Origin of the sequence: Flavobacterium frigoris, from assembly GCF_900111075.1 — a bacterium.
Taxonomy (GTDB): domain Bacteria; phylum Bacteroidota; class Bacteroidia; order Flavobacteriales; family Flavobacteriaceae; genus Flavobacterium; species Flavobacterium frigoris.
Window position 1 is genome coordinate 606,671 of sequence record NZ_FOFZ01000001.1, and the last position, 20,002, is coordinate 626,672.

General features: G+C 34.5%; 13 protein-coding genes and 1 pseudogene. 8 read left to right on the top strand and 6 right to left on the bottom strand.

What is annotated here, in order from left to right:
- Nucleotides 1-79: 79 nt before the first annotated feature.
- Nucleotides 80-2,176 (top strand): peptidylprolyl isomerase, encoded by a 2,097-nt coding sequence (locus tag BMW63_RS02565; protein WP_074720900.1) that lies wholly within the window; start codon nt 80-82, stop codon nt 2,174-2,176.
- A gap of 98 nt (nt 2,177-2,274) precedes the next feature.
- Here BMW63_RS02565 and BMW63_RS02570 read toward each other — a convergent pair whose 3' ends face one another.
- Nucleotides 2,275-3,192 (bottom strand): GYDIA family GHMP kinase, encoded by a 918-nt coding sequence (locus tag BMW63_RS02570; protein ID WP_074720902.1) that lies wholly within the window; start codon nt 3,190-3,192, stop codon nt 2,275-2,277.
- Nucleotides 3,193-3,304: 112 nt separating this feature from the next.
- Nucleotides 3,305-4,621 carry a hydroxymethylglutaryl-CoA reductase, degradative gene (locus BMW63_RS02575; RefSeq protein WP_074720904.1) on the bottom strand — a complete coding sequence of 439 codons (1,317 nt, stop codon included), beginning with the start codon at nt 4,619-4,621 and terminating at the stop codon, nt 3,305-3,307.
- Nucleotides 4,622-4,801: 180 nt separating this feature from the next.
- Between BMW63_RS02575 and BMW63_RS02580 the strand changes: the two genes are divergently transcribed.
- From BMW63_RS02580 to BMW63_RS02605, 6 genes are all read left to right on the top strand, one after another.
- Nucleotides 4,802-6,970, top strand: coding sequence for a S9 family peptidase (locus BMW63_RS02580; protein ID WP_074720906.1), 2,169 nt, complete (start codon nt 4,802-4,804; stop codon nt 6,968-6,970).
- A 7-nt stretch (nt 6,971-6,977) separates the two neighbouring features.
- The gene (locus tag BMW63_RS02585) at nt 6,978-8,492 is read left to right on the top strand and encodes a peptide MFS transporter (protein WP_074720908.1); all 1,515 of its coding nucleotides are present in this window, start codon (nt 6,978-6,980) and stop codon (nt 8,490-8,492) included.
- 22 nt (nt 8,493-8,514) lie between these two features.
- Nucleotides 8,515-10,029 carry a peptide MFS transporter gene (locus BMW63_RS02590; RefSeq protein ID WP_074720910.1) on the top strand — a complete coding sequence of 505 codons (1,515 nt, stop codon included), beginning with the start codon at nt 8,515-8,517 and terminating at the stop codon, nt 10,027-10,029.
- A 23-nt stretch (nt 10,030-10,052) separates the two neighbouring features.
- Nucleotides 10,053-11,594, top strand: coding sequence for a peptide MFS transporter (locus tag BMW63_RS02595; protein WP_074720912.1), 1,542 nt, complete (start codon nt 10,053-10,055; stop codon nt 11,592-11,594).
- Nucleotides 11,595-11,645: 51 nt separating this feature from the next.
- The gene (locus tag BMW63_RS02600; protein ID WP_074720914.1) at nt 11,646-12,113 is read left to right on the top strand and encodes a thioredoxin family protein; all 468 of its coding nucleotides are present in this window, start codon (nt 11,646-11,648) and stop codon (nt 12,111-12,113) included.
- A 98-nt stretch (nt 12,114-12,211) separates the two neighbouring features.
- Nucleotides 12,212-12,670 carry a hypothetical protein gene (locus tag BMW63_RS02605; protein ID WP_074720916.1) on the top strand — a complete coding sequence of 153 codons (459 nt, stop codon included), beginning with the start codon at nt 12,212-12,214 and terminating at the stop codon, nt 12,668-12,670.
- A gap of 2 nt (nt 12,671-12,672) precedes the next feature.
- Here the strand turns inward: BMW63_RS02605 and BMW63_RS02610 are convergent, their stop codons facing one another.
- From BMW63_RS02610 to surE, 4 genes and pseudogenes are all read right to left on the bottom strand, one after another.
- Complete coding sequence (locus BMW63_RS02610) at nt 12,673-14,709, bottom strand: ComEC/Rec2 family competence protein (protein ID WP_074720918.1); 2,037 nt, start codon at nt 14,707-14,709, stop codon at nt 12,673-12,675.
- A 94-nt stretch (nt 14,710-14,803) separates the two neighbouring features.
- Nucleotides 14,804-15,301 (bottom strand): C40 family peptidase, encoded by a 498-nt coding sequence (locus BMW63_RS02615; protein WP_074720920.1) that lies wholly within the window; start codon nt 15,299-15,301, stop codon nt 14,804-14,806.
- Between the two features lie 51 nt (nt 15,302-15,352).
- Nucleotides 15,353-16,462, bottom strand: coding sequence for a lipid-A-disaccharide synthase (gene lpxB, locus BMW63_RS02620; protein WP_074720922.1), 1,110 nt, complete (start codon nt 16,460-16,462; stop codon nt 15,353-15,355).
- Nucleotides 16,463-16,805: 343 nt separating this feature from the next.
- A pseudogene (gene surE, locus BMW63_RS02630) lies at nt 16,806-17,584 on the bottom strand (5'/3'-nucleotidase SurE).
- 206 nt (nt 17,585-17,790) lie between these two features.
- Here surE and BMW63_RS02640 point away from each other — a divergent pair.
- Nucleotides 17,791-19,992 carry a carboxy terminal-processing peptidase gene (locus BMW63_RS02640; protein WP_074720926.1) on the top strand — a complete coding sequence of 734 codons (2,202 nt, stop codon included), beginning with the start codon at nt 17,791-17,793 and terminating at the stop codon, nt 19,990-19,992.
- Nucleotides 19,993-20,002 lie beyond the last annotated feature (10 nt).

Here is a 20,002-nt window from a genome sequence, read left to right on the forward strand (position 1 = left end):
AAATAAAACGCTACGAGTATAATTATTAATTAGATAATTGTATTTTCGCAAACTGAATATAAAATTAACAACAATAAAAATGGCAGTTTTATCAAATATTAGACAACGTTCCGCTTTAATGATTGCAGTTATTGCATTTGCATTATTTGCATTTATCATCGGCGATTTATTCAACAGTGGAAGCTTTAACAGTACATCAAAAGATGTAGGGAGTATCGATGGAAAGGATATTTCATTTGAAGATTTCAGAATTAAAGTAAGTAATGTTGAAAAAAGTCAGCAAGGAATTACTTCTACAGCAGCAGCAAACAGAGTTTGGGACCAAGAGGTTTCTGTAGCTTTGTTAACTTCTGAATTTGAAAAATTAGGTTTAAGAGTTGGAGAAAAGCATTTATTGGCGGTTTTACAAGCTGATCCTAATATTGGGAAAAACCCAATGTTTGTAAATGAAGCGGGTATGTTTGATATCGCTAAATTTAAAGAATACTTCAAATCTAACCCTGCTCAAGCACAATACTTGAAAGACAGAGAGAAAGATGCTGAGCTTAATGCCAAATATCAAATCTATAACAGTTTGATAAAATCAGCTGTTTACACGACGCAAAGCGAAGGCAAGTTAAAATATGAAATGGAAGCTAACAAAGTGAATTTTGCTTATGTTGCCGGTTTATATTCTACTATCAAAGACAGTGACGTAAAAGTGACTGATGCTGAAATATTAGATTACATGAAGAAAAATGTAAAGAAATTCAAAGCAGACGAAACTCGTGAAGTAGAGTATGTTTTAATTGAAGATAAAGCTTCAAAAGAAGACGAAGCTGAAGTAAAAAATAAAATTACTGGATTATTGTCAGGAAGTGTAGTTTACAACCAAGCAACTGCTAAAAATGATACTTTGGCGGGATTTAGAGCTGCTAAAAACACTATCGAATTTGTAAATTCAAATTCAGATGTGCCTTACGATTCTACTTATGTAGCGAAGAAAGATTTACCTGCTGTTGATGCAGATCAGTTATTTAATCTTGCTCCTGGAGCAGTTTATGGACCGTACGTTTTTGGGAACTACTACTGTGTTTCAAAATCGATGGGTAAAAAACTAGGAGTGAATGCAAAGGCAAGTCATATCTTAATTAGTTATGAAGGAACGCAAGTTCCAAACAAAAAAGAAAAAAGAACAAAAGAAGAAGCAAAAGCAAAAGCAGAATCTATATTAGCTCAAGTAAAAGCGAATCCAGATAGTTTTATGATGTTGGCTTTTTCTAGCTCAGATGATTCATCAGCACAACAAGGTGGAGATTTAGGATATTTCAGTCAAAATCAAATGGTAAAACCATTTAACGATTTTGTTTTCAATAGTAGTATTGGTTCAATTGGTTTGGTAGAAACTCCTTTTGGATTTCACATTATCAAAGTGACTGACAAACAAGATGGAATTCGTTTAGCGACGGTAGCTTTAAAACTGGAAGCTTCAGAAGCTACTGCAGATAAAGCGTTTACACAAGCGACAAAATTTGAAATGGATGCAACTGATAAAGATTTCAATGCCGTAGCAAAAGGAATGGGACTTGCAGTAGTTCCAGGAGTTACTGTGAAACCAATGGATGAGAATTTTGGACCGTTAGGAAATCAAAGAGCGATTGTAAGATGGGCTTTTGAAGATGATTCTAAAGTAGGTGCAGTAAAAAGATTTGAAGTAGCTAACGTTGGACATGTTATCGCAACAGTTAAAAACATAGATAATTCTGGTTTAGTTTCTATTACTCAAGTTAAACCTTATGTAGAGCCAATTCTAAAAAACAAGAAAAAAGCGGAGTTAATCAAAGCTAAAATGACAGGAAGCTCTATTGAGGCTATTGCTAAAGCAGCAGGCTCTACTGTGCTACAAGCAACTGATGTTACTATGGAAAACCCAATGTTAACAGGCGTAGGACTAGAGCCAAAAGTAGTTGGAAATGCATTCGCATTGGAAGCAAATAAAATATCTGCACCTGTAGAAGGAAATACTGGAGTATATGTTGTTAAAAACATAAGCACAGTGAAAGCACCAGCATTAAAGGATCATTCTCCTTATGTAGCTAAAATTAAAGCGCAGTCTGCTGGAGATGTAAACAGAGTTTTACCAGCGCTTAAAGACAATGCAAAAATTGAAGACAATAGAAAACAATTTAATTACTAAATGTATATAAAGTAATTATTAATTTCATAAAAAAACCCGATGCATTGTATCGGGTTTTTTTAGTTTGAATAAGTTTTGAAGTACTGTTTATTGCCAATCTAACGTAGTATCATTTCATCATAAGGAATGACGGTTTCATAACCTTTTTGTTTAAAATAATCCGTCGGATCTGACTCAGAAAGAACCATCACGAAATCACCACCCCAGGCGCCTAGACTTTTTACTACACCATTGAAATCAGGAAATAACGTTTCTTTAACCGTTTTCATTTTTAGAATTATGCTCAGTTTTGCCTCGTGTTCTTGTAAAGCATTCGCGAAATTTTTAAGTGTATTTGCATTTAATACCGCTTGCGTTATTTGATTGTTAGTGGCAATTATTTGTTCCAAATTGTTGTTTCTCTGACTATAGTATGATTGAATTGCTGCTTTACTATTTTGCTTTTTATTGAGATAGACAAAGTACAAATTTTCCAGAAAGTTAGGATTAAAAAGCACTTTTTCCACTATAGGCTTGGCTCGCTCCAGATGATATATAACAGGTCCGTTGTTTTGCGCGCAGGCAATATCGTAACCGCTACCTCCAAAACTATTATTCAGCAGTACAAAGGCGTCAATTTTTAGCCATTGTGCAATATTGTTTATTAAAGTAGACGAAGTTCCTAGTCCCCATTGTTTTGGAAAAGTGAGTTGAGTAGTAATGGTATATCCCGAATCATCCTTTATAAAACTAGGATTTAATACATAGGCTTCATGAAGAATAGATAATAAAGTTGTCTTTATAGTATCGGGTTCTTGTGGTACTTGATTCTGGATTTCTGAAAACGAAATAGTATCTTCAAACCAGATTTGTCCGTCAGCATCAAAGCTTTTCCAATGAATTTCATGATTAGGGTTGTTTTCGACAATTAAGTTCTGTCCGAATTTAGTAGGTAATGCAAAAGCTTTCGCACCGTCTAAAACCAGATATTCTCCGGTAATCAAAAGTTTTCCGTTACTATAGAATGTTTCTTTCATTTAGGGTGAATTTATTGCAGTATTTTTTTTAGCCCCGATAGCAGCGGTATCCTTTACTTGATTTCTTTAATCAAGTAAAGATTTAGCGTATAGCGGGATTAGCTTCTAATTATTATTTTCTTAAATTCTCAATAAAGTCGACAACTGCGCTGTGTGAAACCGCATGGTGCTTGAAGTGTTTTTGAATCAAGATACGCTCGTTCTCGTTAGCTTCAAACTGATTCAAGATGTTGTTTAAATGCATTTTCATGTGACCGTCCTGAATACCTGTTGTGGTCAAGGAACGCAAAGCAGCAAAGTTTTGTGCTAAACCAGCAACTGCAACGACCTGCATTAACTCTTTAGCCGACGGCTTTTTAAGCATTTCTAATGATAGCTTAACTAAGGGGTGTAAAGTAGTTAGTCCGCCTACGGTTCCTAATGCCAATGGTATTTCTAGCCAGAAGGTGAATATGCCGTCTTCAATTTTAGCGTGGGATAAGCTAGAGTATTGACCTGATTTTGCTGCATAAGCATGGATTCCAGCTTCAACGGCACGAAAATCATTTCCTGTAGCAAGCACCACAGCATCGACACCGTTCATGATTCCTTTATTGTGGGTTACGGCTCTAAAAGGTTCTACTTCGGCAATTTGAACCGCTTGTACAAAGCGTTCTGCGAAATCTTGTGGATTGAGTATGTGTTTTTCGGCTAAATCGGCTACGGGACAAGAAACTTCGGCACGAACGATGCAATTGGGTACGTAATTAGAGAGGATACTCATGATTACCGTAATGTCTTTTTCTAGTTCTGAAAACAGCACGTAGGTCTGGGTTTCTTCTTTTAATGTTTTGGCAAATTGCTCTAAACAGGAATTAATGAAGTTAGCTCCCATGCTGTCTTTGGTTTCAAAAGTTGCATGGAGTTGGTAGTAGTTAGGAAGAAGGTTAGTTTTGTCCTTTAAGATAATGTCCAGAATTCCGCCACCTCTTTTTTGCATATTTTTCGTTATGCTTTCGGTTTCAGAAAAGAATTTTGCTTTGTTTTGAGCAAAAAACAATTCCAGTTTTGAAACATCACCCTTATAAAGAAAGTGGACTTGGCCTATTTTCTCGGTATTAATTACTGTTGCCTTAAATCCACCTCTAGTAGACCAATATTTGGCTGATTTTGAAGCTGCAGCAACCACCGAACTTTCTTCGATTGCCATCGGAATGGTGGTGTATTTTTCGTTAATTAGAAAGTTAGGGGCGACACCAAGTGGAATATAGAAATTAGTGATGGTGTTTTCTATAAATTCATCGTGTAGTTTCTGTATTTTTTCGTCTGAGTTCCAATAGTTTTTCAGTAACGCAATGGCTTCTGAAGGAGTTGAAAAATATTCTTTGGCGATCCAGTTTATTTTTTCTTCTTTGGATAATTTTGAAAATCCGGCAACGGGCTTGTTCATTCTCAATAGATTATAGGGTAATTAGCTGCAAAGATACGTTTTTCGAGGTTTTGTATCCATTAAATTATCGTCATTAAAGGATGCTTTAAAATATTGTTTTTAATATTTAACACTTCAAATGTGATATAATTGTAATTTTTTCACTAAAATTGGGCTCATTTTTACATATAACTTAATAGTATGAAGTCTAAGCAGTTTTCGGTCTTATTTTTATTTTTATGTTTCGCGGTTTTTGGACAGCAAAAAATTTCAGTTGAGCAAATATTTAGCGGAACCTTTCGTGCTCAAGGAATGGACGAATTGCAGTCCTTGAAAAATACAAATCAATATACAGTATTAAATGTAGATCGCTCCTCTAGAACGATGCAAATAGACTTGTATGATTTTGGGACTCTTAATAAAACAGCCACTTTAATCAACACAAAAGATCATGCGGGTATGCCGATGATTGATAGTTATACTTTTGACGCGACTGAAAAAATGATTTTGATAGCTTGTAATTCAAATCAGATTTTCCGACATTCTTTTACAGCAGATTATTTTCTATACAATACTGCAACTAAAGAACTGACAAAGTTGTTCGATTTTCAAGTGCAGGAGCCCACTTTTTCTCCTGATGGAAAAAAGATTGCCTTTGCGAGAGAAAACAATCTCTATGTTTATGACTTAGCGTCAAAAACAACTGCACAAATTACTACTGACGGAAAGAAAAATTCGATCATTAATGGGATTACAGACTGGGTTTATGAAGAAGAGTTTGCTTTTGTAAGAGCCTTTGACTGGAGTAAGGACAGCAAAAAACTGGCTTATATTCGTTTTGACGAAAGTGAAGTTCCGGAGTTTTCCATGTCTATGTTTCACAAAGATTTGTACCCTACAATCGAAACGTTTAAATATCCAAAAGCGGGAGAGAAAAACTCTCTAGTTTCCTTACATGTATACGATTCTAATTCGAAAGCGACCAAAGAAATCAATTTGGGTAAGTATAGTGATTTTTATATCGCTCGCATGCAGTGGACTAATGATAGCAATGTATTATCGGCTCAGGTATTAAACCGTCATCAGGATAATCTAGATTTACTATTTATTGACGGAACAACGGGAACTTCAAAAGTAGTTTTGAATGAAAAAGATAAAGCATATGTTGATGTCACAGATAATCTTACGTTTTTAAACGACAACAGTTTTATCTGGACGAGTGAGAAAGATGGTTTTAATCATATCTATTTATACGATAAGAACGGAAAATTGCGCAATCAAGTGACCAAGGGGAATTGGGAGGTAACTTCGTATTATGGTTTTGACGAAAAAACAAATACTGTTTTTTATCAGTCTACGGAGAACGGATCAATCAACAGAGCAATTTATAGAATAGCGTTGAATGGCAAAAGTAAATTAGCTTTATCCAATGCGATAGGAACGAATGACGCTACTTTTAGTCCTAATTTTCAATATTATATTAACACGTTTTCTAGCGCTGCTCAACCAACGACGTATGCGTTAAATGAAGCTAAAACAGGAAAGCAAATAAAAGTCATTGAAGATAATGGGGCATTGGCAACAAAATTAAAAAACTACGATTTGCCTAGCAAAGAGTTTTTTGTCCTAAAAACAGAAAAAGGAAATGAATTAAATGCATGGATTATTAAGCCCAAGGATTTTGATGCTTCAAAGAAATATCCGGTATTTATGTTTCAATATTCAGGCCCAGGATCACAACAAGTAGTAAACGGATGGGGAAGTTCTAATGAGTATTGGTTTATGATGCTTGCTCAGCAGGGATATATTGTAGCTTGCGTCGATGGGAGGGGAACTGGTTTTAAAGGAGCTGACTTCAAGAAAGTGACGCAATTAGAATTAGGAAAGTATGAAGTGGAAGATCAAATCGACGCTGCAAAAGTGATTGGAAATTATTCGTTTGTAGATCAATCTAGAATTGGTATATTTGGCTGGTCTTATGGTGGATTTATGGCTTCTAATTGTCTTTTTAAAGGCAATGATACATTTAAAATGGCAATTGCAGTTGCGCCAGTAACAAACTGGAGATTTTATGACAGTATTTACACAGAGCGTTACATGCAGACTCCTCAAGAGAACGCAAGTGGGTATGATGAGAATTCACCGATCAACCATGTGGATAAATTGAAAGGAAAATTTCTTTTGATTCATGGTAGTGGTGATGATAATGTTCACCTTCAAAATTCAATGCAAATGATGGAAGCCTTGATTCAAGCAAACAAACAATTCGACTCACAGATTTACCCTGATAAAAATCATGGGATTTATGGAGGAAATACCAGAATTCAGTTATACAATAAGATGACTAATTTTATTAAAGAAAATCTTTAATTCTTAAATGAATACTACAAATCCATCTTTAGAAGAGATTCAAAACTTTAAAGGCAAGTACCCAAAACAGTTGTGGTACTTGTTTTTTAGCGAAATGTGGGAACGTTTTAGTTTCTATGGAATGCGTGGAATGCTGGTTATTTTTATGGTGAATCAACTGGCCATGAATGATAGAGTTGCTAACTTACAGTATGGTGCAACACAGGCTTTTGTTTATGCATTTACCTTTATCGGGGGTCTTTTTGCCGATAAAATTCTAGGGTATAGAAAATCCCTTTTCTGGGGTGGTTTACTAATGATTGTTGGAAGTATGATTCTTGCCTATGATCCAAAACAGTTTTTCTTTTTTGGAATTAGCTTTACCATTATAGGAACTGGTTTTTTTAAGCCTAACATTTCTACTATGGTGGGAAAACTATATAAAGATGAGGATCACAGGAGAGATGCTGGTTTTTCATTGTTTTATGCAGGTGTGAATTTAGGGGCTTTAATTGGTGGTTATTTGTGTATTGCTGTCGCCAATGGTTCGATGTTAACCTCAATCGTTCCAGAACATTTGAGATGGAATGTTGCCTTCGGATTTGCAGCATTTGTGATGTTGATCAGTTTGTTGACTTTTACACAAACACAAAAAAGTTTAGGATCAATAGGACTTTCTCCTTTGGCTGACTTAGAAAAATCTAAAAGAAAAACACTTGAAATTGTTACTTACATTGGCTCTTTAGTAATTATTCCAGTAGTTATGACGATGGTTTCTAACACAGAGTATACAGATATATTCATGTTCATTATTGGCCCTGCTTCGTTGTTGTATTTGTTTTATGAGATGAGAAATTTTTCATTGGCACAAAATAAAAAGTTAGTAGCGGCTTTAGTATTTATTATTTTCTCCATATTCTTTTGGGCTTTTTTCGAACAAAGTGGCGGTTCTTTAAGTTTATTCGCAGCACATAATCTTAATAATACAGTTTTAGGAATACCCTTAGACCCTAATGGAGTTAACAATTCAGCAAATTCGTTTTTTGTGATTGTTTTTGCAGCGTTAGTAGGTTTGGTATGGATGTGGATGCACAAAATAAAAATTGAACCTAATACGGTTGTTAAATTTGGATTAGGGTTTTTATTTTTAGCGGGTGGTTTTTATGTATTTTATTACACCAAGTTCTTTGCCGATGCTTCTGGAAAAACTTCTTTAGATTTATTTACTTTTGGCTGGTTTATAATTACTTTTGGAGAACTGTGCTTATCGCCAATAGGAATGTCAGTAATGACTAAGCTATCACCACACAAAACACAGGCTGTAATGATGGGAATGTGGTTTCTAGCTAGTGCTTATGGCCAGTATTTTGCGGGAATACTCGGAGCTAATATTGCCGAAGCTTCTGAAAACGCGTCAAATTTAGAAAAATTAACGGTATATGCCGATGGATATAAAGACTTAGCAATTTATGCATTAATTGCTGGATTAGTTTTAATTGCAATTTCTCCTCTGGTGAAAAAATTAATGCAAGAAGTTAAATAAAATACAAACCAAAAAACAAATTATGTCAAATACTACTGCAGACGCTCATTTAAAATCAACTTTGTTCGGTCATCCGATCGGACTATACATCTTGTTTTTTACAGAAATGTGGGAGCGTTTTTCTTATTATGGAATGAGAGCTTTACTTGTTCTTTACATGACTACAGAAACAATGGGTGATTCAAGAGGCCCAGGTTTAGGATGGACAAGTCAAGAAGCACTTGCCTTATACGGATGGTATACCATGTTAGTTTATGTGATGTCTATTCCGGGTGGAATGATTGCCGATAAATTACTAGGTCAAAAGAAAGCAGTTTTACTTGGTGCTGTGATACTATGTATTGGTCACGGTGTTTTAGTATTTACTGATACTTGGGCATTTTATACCGGTTTAGGATTAGTTATTCTAGGTGTTGGTTTATTAAAGCCTAATATTTCTACGATGGTAGGAGGATTATACGCACAAGGAGATATTCGCAGGGATAAAGGATTTAGTATTTTCTATATTGGGATTAACACAGGTTCTTTATTAGCCACAATGGTTATTGGGTTTGTTGTAGCACAATGGGGCTGGCATGCAGGTTTTGGTTTAGCCGGAATTGCAATGGTTTTAGGACTTGTTGTTTATTTGTGGGGACAAAAATACTTAACGCATGTAGGTAATTTAGAAATTCAAGAAAAAAATACAGTTGATGAAAGTTCGTATGGAGCGCTTTTTCAAAATTTATTGACTTCAAAAAAACAATTGACATTAACGATTATATTAGCCGTAGTTTCTCTATTTGGATGGTATAGTTTAGGATGGGGATTTGGCTTACTGTTTATCTTTTTGACAGTGATTGCTGCTTTAATGATGATGATTTACAAAGAATTAGATTCACAACAAGATAAAGATCGCTTTTTGGTTTTGCTATTATCTTTTATCATGGTAATCATTTTTTGGGGAGCTTATGAGCAAGCTGGAGGGTTAATGAATTTATATGCCGACTCAAAAACGGATAGAATACTTTTAGGTATGCAAGTTCCTACGGTGATGTTCCAAAGTTTAAATGCAGGATTTATTATTATTTTTGCTGCTATTGTGGCTTCTTACTGGGCTAAAAGAAAATTAAAAGGGAAAGAAGCTTCTTCGTTATTTAAAATGGCAATTGGTATTATAATCATGGGATTTGGATTTTTATTCATGGTTTTTGCTACGATGGAATTTGAAAAAGTAGGTTCTTCAAGTATGTTATGGTTAGTAATGGCTTATTTATTCCATACTATTGGGGAGTTATGTATTTCACCTGTAGCCTTGTCATTTATCACTAAATTATCGCCGGTTAAGTATGCTTCATTAATGATGGGAGTTTATTTTGCTGCAACAGGTTTAGGGAATAAAGTAGCTGGTATTATTGGAGAATCGGCTAGTGAATTAGGAGAGTATTCAGTATTTTTAGGGATTTTAGTTTTTACGATTGTTATAGGTACTTTGTTCTTAATGTTACTAAAACCACTAAATCGTTTAACTCACGGTGCTGAGGATAACGAAAAATAATATAAATTAAATAATTTAAGAACATGGTTCAAAATACTAACGAAGATTTTTTTAAAAGTAATGTTTTAGGGCATCCTGCGGGATTATTCGTTCTTTTCTTTACAGAAATGTGGGAGCGTTTTTCTTATTACGGAATGCGTGCTTTATTAGTGCTTTTTTTAACGTCAACAATCGCTAAAGGCGGTTGGGCATGGAGCGTTGAAGATGCATTAGCTTTATATGGAACGTATACAATGTCAGTATATTTTACCCCAGTTGTTGGTGGGTTTTTGGCCGATCGCTATTTAGGATATCGTTGGGCCGTTATTTTCGGAGCTTTTGCAATGACTTTAGGACATGCTTCGATGGCAGTTGAAACCCCTTTGTTTTTATATATTGGTATAGGATTTCTTATTATAGGGAATGGTTTATTTAAGCCTAATATGACCTCAATTATTTCTTATGCATATGAGAAACATCCGGAGAAAAAAGACGGGGCGTATTCTCTTTATTATATGGGTGTAAATGCCGGTGCCTTTTTGGGGATTATGCTTTGTGGTTATATAGGAGAAAAAATTTCTTGGAGCTGGGGCTTTGGATTAGCTGGAATTTTTATGTTTTTTGGTATGTTGCAGTTTTATTTCACCCAAAATATTTTTGGAGAAATAGGTCTGAAGCCAACAACAGCCTCCAAAAAAGAATCTAAAGAAAAAGCTGCAGCAGAAAATACACCTGCTAATATTATACGTGATCGAATTATTGCGGTTTTAATATTTTCAGTTTTTACTATTTTCTTTTGGGCTGCCTTTGAACAAGCTGGAGGTTCAATGACTATTTTTGCAGATAAGTATACTCAAAGAGAATTGTTTGGAACAAGTGCTTTTATGTTTAAAATTGCGGATGCTTTACTAACGATAATTCCACTTCTGGTTATTAGTTATGTTTTGATAAAATTATTCAAGCAAACTTTTAAAAAATATGCTTTAGGGAATATTATTTTAGCGACAAGTTTTGTTATAATTTGGGGAATCGTTCTTTGGAAAGTAGGTAGAGAGTATGCTGCTATAGGTACTGAAGTTCCAGCAACTTGGTTTGGGATCTTAAACTCTTTATTTATTGTATGTTTTGCACCTGCTTTTTCTAAATGGTGGGAAAGTAAATACAATCTTTCAGGACCTATGAAGTTTGGTCTTGGGATGACTTTGTTAGGCTTAGGGTTTGGATTTCTAGCTTATGGAAGTATGGGAATTAATCCTGATTCTGTAGTTAGAGTAAGTATGTTTTGGTTAATTGCAGCTTATCTATTCCATACACTTGGTGAATTATGTATTTCTCCTGTGGGATTATCGTATGTGAGTAAATTAGTTCCTGCAACTTGGATTGGAATTATGTTTGGAGTATATTACTTGTTCATTGGAATGGGAAATAAAATTGCTGGTTCTATGGGCGGAATGATTGAAACTATTAGTACTAAATATAGCTTGTCTACCTTTTTCATGATTTTCACCGTAGTTTCTATCGGAATAGGTATAATAATGGTGTTGTTAACTCCATTGATGAAGAAATTAATGCATGGAGTAAAGTAGGCGGCATTTTATGGTATCGTTTTTGTTTAATTTGCAGAAAATAAATAATTTATGAAAAAAATATATCTAATAATAGTGTTCTTTATAGGGATCGTTTCTTCAGAGGCACAAGAATTAAAATGGCACACGAATGTTAATGAAGCAATTGCGATTGGAAATAAAGAGCATAAACCATTATTGTTGTTTTTTACCGGTAGTGATTGGTGCGGATGGTGTATCAGATTACAAAAAGAAGTGCTATTGACACCAGAATTTGCAAACTGGGCAGCAAAGAACGTTATTCTCGTAGAGTTAGATTATCCAAGAAGAACTTTTCAAGCTCCTGAAGTGAAAAAACAGAATAATGAATTGCAACAAGCTTTTGGAATACAAGGGTTTCCAACGATTTATTTCGCGAATGCTAAAAATATTGAAGGGAAAGTCAATTTTGAAGGATTAGGTAATACCGGTTATGTGGCCGGTGGTCCAGCAGCTTGGTTAGCAGTTGCAGATAAGATTATAAACGGCAATAAATCGTAATTTTATTATTTTTATAGAATTCGCATACTATTTTTTCTTACTAGTGAAATATTTCTTTTTTTTTGTTAAATTTATAGAAATTTTTCAAACCGAATTTTATGACTAAGAAATTACTTATTTCGTTTTTATTATTGTTGTCTTATGGTATGCATTCTCAAGTTTTAAATTGGAATGTTGATGTTGTTAGTGCGATTCCAGTTAGCAATCAAGAACGCAAACCGATGTTGCTTTTGTTTACAGATAACAATTCTAATAAAGGGCCATTAGATGCTCAGATCTTTAACACTTTAGATTTTGCACTTTGGTCAAGAGATAACGTTGTTTTGGTAAAATTAGATCTTACAAATGATCCTTCAAATGAATTTTTAGAACGTAATTTGTCATTAAAGAGAGCTTTCGGAGTGGAAGATTTACCTGCTATTTGTTTTTCAAAAGCTGATGTTCGAAAAGATAAGATAAATTATCAATTACTTGGTAAAACAGGCTATAGGCCGGGTGGAGTTAAGTCTTGGATTTTAAACTCGAAACAAATTCTTATTGGATCTGTAGAAGAATAAGTTTATTTTAAGATATAATATCCCTTTTCAGCAGTAGCATGAAAAGGGATTTTTTGTTTTTTACAAGTTTTGTTCCAGTATTTTTGAATTGTTTTATAATTTGATGCATCTGCCACAACCAGTTTTGGTTTCAATAGTTGAATCATACGGTCTAAATTTATCTTTGGAGACTGGGTTAGTAGAATTAGACTAGGTCTTATATTATTTGGATAGACTCCTGTGCTGTCCAAAATCAGAATGCTTTTTTCCTTAAAAAAGGCAGTGTTTTTCATTTTCTCTTTGGTGCCCAATACACTGAAATTTGCCGTTAAATATGATTGAAGAATACTGTTGTTTTTTGAGGTTTTTGTAATGCTGTCGTTTGCAAATAGTATTACTTTGTGTCCATGACGCTCCGTTATCATCGTGTTTCTTTTTAGATTAAAAATCACCCATTCTTGTTCGTTTTCGATGTGCCATTGGGTATGCACATATGCAATCTGTACGCTAATGATAGTAAGGAAAACGAATATCAATTTATGAAAGGTGGGTTTTTTGAACCAAATTATAATTGTCACAATAAGCAAATAGGAGCTGAGTAATAAGTAGCTGTTTAATGGAATGTCCTTAATTATAAATTGTTCGAAAGAGGCTATCGAATTGACTATCTTATTCAGATAATGAATGCCCCATTCTAGTGGTTTGGAAAGGAAAAACGGAACGCAATTAAAAGCGGCTAATGTCATAACTAAAACTCCCAGTATCATCATAAAACTTAACAAAGGGATGATAATGATGTTGGTGATGAAAAACAAACCTGGAAATTGGTGAAAGTAGTATATACTCAAAGGCATGGTGCCAATTTGTGCCGCAAAGGAAACAGTGAGAATTCCCCAAATATAATTTAGGGGTTTGTTTTTTGGTTTCCATATTGAAGCTAGTAACGGCTGTAGCCAAAGTATAAAGAACAAAGCGATATAACTAAGTTGAAAACCAACATCAAACAAAAAAGATGGCTGGAAGAGCAAAATCAGTAATATAGAAACTAGTAGGGTATGGTAAATATTGACACTACGGCGCAATTGATATCCGATGGCTACAAATGAAAACATAGTTACGGAGCGCACAACCGATGGAGCTAGCCCCGCGATTAATGCAAAAGTGGCTAATGATAATAGAATTAGAAATAATTTGAGTAAGGCACCTCTTTTTGTGTTGGGAATCGGGCTGAGGATAAAAGTTAAAAATAGCAAGAGGAATCCAACATGTAATCCTGAAACCGATAAAATATGTATCGCACCAGCATATTGGTAGTCTTGGAGAATATCGGGGGAGATGTCTTGTTTTTGACCCAAAATTAAAGCGATAGCGACACTTAGTTCTTTTTTATGGAAATTGTTTTTCTCTAGATTATGAATAATTTTTGTCCGCAATTTAGAAGTATAATACCAGATGTCTTTCTTTAAGTCGGCACTAATACTGATCTGATCAGCGTCAGTGAATAGTTGGGCGTAAATTTGTTTTTTCGAAAGGTATTCGCCGTAATCGAATTGATTAGGGTTGTTTGGTAGTTTGTTTTTATAGAGTACGCCTTTAATGGCTAGTAAAGTTCCAGTTTCAAAGCTAGGATGGGCGCTGTCCTTTCTAATATTCAACAGTATTTTTCCTGAGTAGTTCTTATTTTCAATTTGATTAATGAGAGCGATATAGCGGTCGCTAAAATGGCTTCCCTTTAATTTTTCTCTAACCACTAGAGACACAAACTGTGGTTTTTCAAAAACGCTGCTATTGTGTGTGTAGTTACTTTGTTGATAAGAATCAGTGTGAACTATCAGGGTCGCACCTCCAATCAGAAAGGATAGTAGATAACTGCTTAATCCAAAATAGATTGTGTTTTTAAGAATGTTTTTTTGTAAATAATAGCTTGTGCAAAAGAGCAGCAAAGTGATAGCTAATAAACCAAAAAGGAACGCAGGAGCGGGTTTTATGTAAAAGGTGATTGCTATCCCTAATACAAAACCTATTGTAATTCTCGCCAAAGGGAACTGCAGTACTTTCATTGTTCTAAAGTACAGAATTTTAACAATAAAAAACTGTTTATTTTATTGTTTGAAAAATTCAGATTTTGGCGCTAAAGAAAATGGATATTCTGTTTTATTTTAAAACACGATTCACTTGAACAAAAGTGCTTTGATAATAAGATTCCCTCATAGAAGAGACGATAACTCCTTTTGAGGTAGAAGCGTGTATGAATTTTATATCATCGTTTTCCACTTCAGTAATGATTCCCACATGATTAATTTGAGATCTTCTATTTGTTTTAAAAAAAATCAGGTCTCCTTTTTTGGCCTTTTTTAGATTTTGCCCTAGTTCAGTTCCTATTTTTGATTGTTCATAAGATGATCGCGGAAGATTGATGTCATATAAACCAAAAGTGGAGTAGACTAATCCGGAACAATCATAACCTGTCTTTGTAGTTCCTGCCGTTTTATAGCGAATCCCGATATTTTCGGATGCTGAACGTATTATTTTATCAATAATTTGATTTGAATTTTCCTTCTTGCTGTCAGCGGACGAGCGGGTAACGAGCGAAGAAGATTTGCACGAGGCAAAGAAAACAAGGACAGTTAGTATGTATAATGACTTTTTCAAATGATTTTGGCTTTTAAGGATTCAATCGCTACTAATTGTTTGGTAATAGATTTATTTTAAGGCTGCAACAATCAGCTTGGCTGTTTTTTCGCTTGCTCCGGTACCGCCTAGTTTTTTTTCTAAGACATCGTATTTTTGCAATAGTTGTGTGCGATAAATGGGCTGCAGTATTTTTTGTAATTCTGTTTTAATATTTTTTTTATTAAAGTCTTCCTGAATTAACTCAGTGACCACTTCCTCATCCATAATTAGATTGACAAGAGAAATGTATTTTAATGTTATAATGCGTTTTGCAATTTGGTATGAAGCCCAGCTTCCTTTGTAACACACTACTTCTGGAACTTTAAACAAGGCTGTTTCTAGAGTTGCGGTTCCCGAAGTTACTAACGCAGCTGTAGCGTTCTTCAATAAATCATAGGTTTTATTCGAGATGAATTTTATATTTTCATTCTTGATGAATTGTTGGTAAAAGGAATAATCTTGGCTTGGCGCACCAGCAATAACAAACTGATAATCTGGAAAATCATCAACAATACTTAGCATTCCAGTAAGCATTTTGGTAATTTCTTGTTTGCGACTACCAGGAAGCAAAGCAATAATAGGTTTTTCACTCAATTGATTTTCAGTTTTAAAAACCGTAGAATCTATTGATGGGTGATTATGAATAGCGTCAATTAATGGATGTCCTACGTAGGTTACATCATAATTATATTTTTCATAGAAAGGTTTTACAAAGGGTAAAACCACATACATATGGTCAATAGTGTTTTTAATCGTTTCTACTCTACTCGCTCTAGATGCCCAGACCTGTGGGCTTATGTAGTAAAAGGTTTTAAATCCTGCGGGTTTTGCCCATTTAGCAATTCGAAGGTTAAAACCAGAATTGTCTATAAATATTAAGGCATCGGGTTTGTAATTTTGAATGTCTTCTTTGCAAGTCTTTATAAAATCTAAGATGGAAGAAAGGTTTTTTATGATCTCCGCAAAGCCCATAAAAGCACGTTCTTTGTAATGAGAAACTAATTGGGCTCCAGCCTGTTGCATTAAATCACCACCCCAACATCTTATTTGTGCCTCTTTATCTTGTTTGAATATTTCTTTAATCAAATTAGAACCGTGCAAATCGCCTGATGCCTCTCCGGCTAGAATATAGTATTTCATTTTAAGGACGTGAATTAGTTTTAAAAAACTTCGGTATTCAAAATTAGGTGTTGAATGTTCATCAATCAAGCAAATCAGCTATTATTTTTAAATAAACAAAGTCAAAATGGTTAAAACAATTACTGCTAGTACAACGCCTCGCGCGATATGATCTTTGTTGAGCTTTAATAAAAACAGTAAAGACAATTAAGTTTAGAATAGAACCGAGTGTAATTAATTTACCCAACGTCCCCTGAGCTTTCATAATTTGAATTCTTTGTATGAAATTATAAGGCGTAAACAAGGTAGTGTAAATAAAAGCACCCAATTAATACCAAGTAGAAATACTTTAAATAATGCGGTTTTATTCATTCCACTTCCAGGTGTTAAGTTCTTGTGTCGCATGATGTGCTGTTAAGTCAAACTGAACGGGAACCACAGAAATATATCCGTTTTCTAGAGCCCATTCATCAGTGTCTTCGCCTTTATCTTGGTTTACAAACTCCCCTGCAAGCCAATAATAATCTCTTCCTTGTGGGGTTTGTCTTTTATCAAATTTTTCTACCCAACGGGCTTTCGCTTGACGACATATTTTAATTCCCTTTATGTTTTCTTTTGTTAATTTCGGAAAATTCACGTTTAAAACCACTCCTTTGGGCAAGCTGTTTTCTAAAACTTCTAAGGTTATTTTTCGAATAAAGGGTTTCATAGTCTCAAAATCGGCGTTCCAGTTGAAGTCTAAAAGAGAAAAGCCTATTGCGGGAATTCCTTCAATACCAGCTTCGACGGCGGCACTCATTGTCCCTGAATAAATTACGTTTATGGAAGAATTAGAACCGTGATTTACTCCAGATACGCACAAATCTGGTTTTCTTTTTAGGATTTCATTTACCGCTAATTTACACAATCTACTGGTGTTCCAGAGCAGCTATATTCTTGGATAACATCATTTTCTTTCGAAATTTTGTCCAGATATAAGGTGCTGTTTGTGGTTATGGCATGACCCATCCCGCTTTGAGGTTTGTCCGGTGCGACCACCAAAACATCTCCTATCTCTGCCATTACGGCAATTAATGCTCGGAGTCCAGGAGCCGAAACGCCATCGTCGTTTGTTATTAAAATTAAAGGTTTTGCTTTGTCCATGTTTTTGTTTTTTTTAGGCTATAGTTCGTGCTTTGGCAAGCAAATTGCAGTGGATAAATTTGTATTGTTCAAACAAAGAAAACAAAATTTATTAACTTGGATGAATAAAGCAAAACAAAAAAACAATTTTATATCTTTAACAAAAATTTATGGAGGACTTGCGGGGGGTGGCATAGTTTTTACCGTATATTAGTTTAAAAATTTGGATGAATACTATTCTTAACTTTATGAAAAGAAATTATAAAATATTACTTGCAATTGTTCTTCTTTCGGCGACATTATTTGCATTTAATTTAAAATCAGGGGTTGATGCCAATCCTGATAAAGACAAACTACGATTAGAATTATTATCTTTTGTACTTGAAAGATGGCATTACGATCCAGCAACTATAGATGATACGTTCTCAAAGGGTATTTATAAAGATTATGTTCAGGCTCTAGATCCATCAAAACGTTTTTTCTTACAATCTGATATTGATGAATTTTCAGAATTTGAATTGAAATTAGATGATGCATTAATTAATAGGGACTTGACTTTCTTTAACCTTTCTTACGATCGCTTGATGAAAAGAATGGAGGAAAGTAAAAAAATATATAGTGGGATAATGCTTGTGCCTTTTGACTATTCAATTGATGAGAGCTTTGACACTGATTATGACAAAGCGCCTTATGCAAAAAACACTACTGAACTTACTGAAAGATGGAGAAAGCAAATCAAATTATCTGCGCTTGCATCTTTGACAGATCGTTTGCGTATTCAAGAAAACAAAAGTAAAGGCATTGACGTAAAAAGTGACATATCTAAGGATAATGAAAAGCCGAAAACATTTGTTGAATTAGAAAAAGAAACACGTGAAAGTGCTAAAAAATCTTTGGATGAATATTTTGGTTTTATGAATGATTTAGACCGAGACGATTGGTTTTCAGTTTACATAAATTCTATCACGGCAGGTTTTGATCCACATACTAATTATTTTGCTCCGGAAGAAAAAGAACGTTTTGATGTAAGTATTAGTGGAAAATTAGAAGGTATCGGGGCACGTCTTCAAAAGAAGAATGATTTTACCGAAATATCTGAATTGATTTCAGGAGGTCCGGCTTGGAGAGGAAAACAGCTCGAAGCAGGGGATTTAGTAATGAAGGTAGCTCAAGGAAATGCGACTCCTGTTGATGTTGTAGGAATGCGACTTGATGATGTTGTCAAAAAAATTAAGGGTCCTAAAGGATCAGAAGTTCGTCTTACCGTTAAAAAAGTGGATGGTACAATTGCAGTTATTTCTATAATTAGAGACATCGTAGAGATTGAGGAAACTTATGCTAAGTCTAGCATTGTGACTAAAAATGGCTTGAAATACGGGGTCATTTATTTGCCTAAGTTCTATATTGATTTTGAAAATAAAGAAGGTAGAGATGCTGGGAAAGATATTGCTTTAGAAGTTGAGAGACTAAAAGGAGCAAAAGTAGATGGTATTGTTCTGGATGTTCGAGATGACGGCGGAGGTTCGTTATCTACTGTTGTTGATATTGCTGGATTGTTCATCGAGCAAGGTCCTATTGTTCAAATCAAATCAGCCGGAAGAAAGAAGGAAGTTTTGTACGATAGAGATAAAAAAATTGAATGGGATGGACCGTTAGTAATTATGGTTAATAGTTTCTCGGCCTCAGCTTCAGAAATATTAGCTGCTGCAATCCAGGATTATAAAAGAGGAATTATTATTGGTAGCAAACAAACATATGGGAAAGGGACGGTACAAAATGTTATCGATCTAAATGAGTTTGTACGAAATAGTGATGTTGGAGATTTAGGGGCATTAAAAACAACAACCCAAAAATTTTATAGAATAAACGGAGGTTCAACCCAATTAGAAGGGGTGAGTAGTGATATTGTTATGCCAGATAGATATGCTTATTTAAAAATGGGAGAACGAGATGTAGAGCATGCTATGCCTTGGGATAAGATTGATGCTGCATCTTATACGGTATGGGATAAAACAGCTAATTTCAACAAAGCCGTTTTGAATAGTAAAGAAAGAATTGCACATAATGAGCAATTTAAATTAATCGAGGATAATGCTAAATGGATCGATAGCCGAAGTAATGAAAACACGTACAGTTTAAATATAGAAAAATTTAAAATGGCGCAAAATGCAATTGAAGAAAAAGCTAAAAAATACAAACCTATTTCGCAATATAAGAATTCATTACAGTTTGTTTCTCTACCATCTGAAGTAATTGAGACTAGTAAGGATAGTATATTGAAAGAGAAAAGGGATAGATGGCATGAAAATTTAGCTAAAGATATTTATGTGGAGGAAGCATTAAATGTTTTAGATGATTTACAAACGAAAATTATTTTAAAAAAAGAAGGTTCTTCTAATCCAAAAAAAGAAAAACTAGCTAAATCATAAGTGTATACTT

Bases quoted from the DNA above. Each gene is read 5' to 3' on its own strand.
- lpxB (WP_074720922.1), bottom strand. From the start codon at position 16,462: ATGAAATACTATATTCTAGCCGGAGAGGCATCAGGCGATTTGCACGGT.
- BMW63_RS02585 (WP_074720908.1), top strand. From the start codon at position 6,978: ATGAATACTACAAATCCATCTTTAGAAGAGATTCAAAACTTTAAAGGC.
- BMW63_RS02575 (WP_074720904.1), bottom strand. From the start codon at position 4,621: ATGAACAAGCCCGTTGCCGGATTTTCAAAATTATCCAAAGAAGAAAAA.
- BMW63_RS02570 (WP_074720902.1), bottom strand. From the start codon at position 3,192: ATGAAAGAAACATTCTATAGTAACGGAAAACTTTTGATTACCGGAGAA.
- BMW63_RS02600 (WP_074720914.1), top strand. From the start codon at position 11,646: ATGAAAAAAATATATCTAATAATAGTGTTCTTTATAGGGATCGTTTCT.
- BMW63_RS02605 (WP_074720916.1), top strand. From the start codon at position 12,212: ATGACTAAGAAATTACTTATTTCGTTTTTATTATTGTTGTCTTATGGT.
- BMW63_RS02590 (WP_074720910.1), top strand. From the start codon at position 8,515: ATGTCAAATACTACTGCAGACGCTCATTTAAAATCAACTTTGTTCGGT.
- BMW63_RS02640 (WP_074720926.1), top strand. From the start codon at position 17,791: ATGAATACTATTCTTAACTTTATGAAAAGAAATTATAAAATATTACTT.
- BMW63_RS02595 (WP_074720912.1), top strand. From the start codon at position 10,053: ATGGTTCAAAATACTAACGAAGATTTTTTTAAAAGTAATGTTTTAGGG.
- BMW63_RS02565 (WP_074720900.1), top strand. From the start codon at position 80: ATGGCAGTTTTATCAAATATTAGACAACGTTCCGCTTTAATGATTGCA.
- BMW63_RS02610 (WP_074720918.1), bottom strand. From the start codon at position 14,709: ATGAAAGTACTGCAGTTCCCTTTGGCGAGAATTACAATAGGTTTTGTA.
- BMW63_RS02580 (WP_074720906.1), top strand. From the start codon at position 4,802: ATGAAGTCTAAGCAGTTTTCGGTCTTATTTTTATTTTTATGTTTCGCG.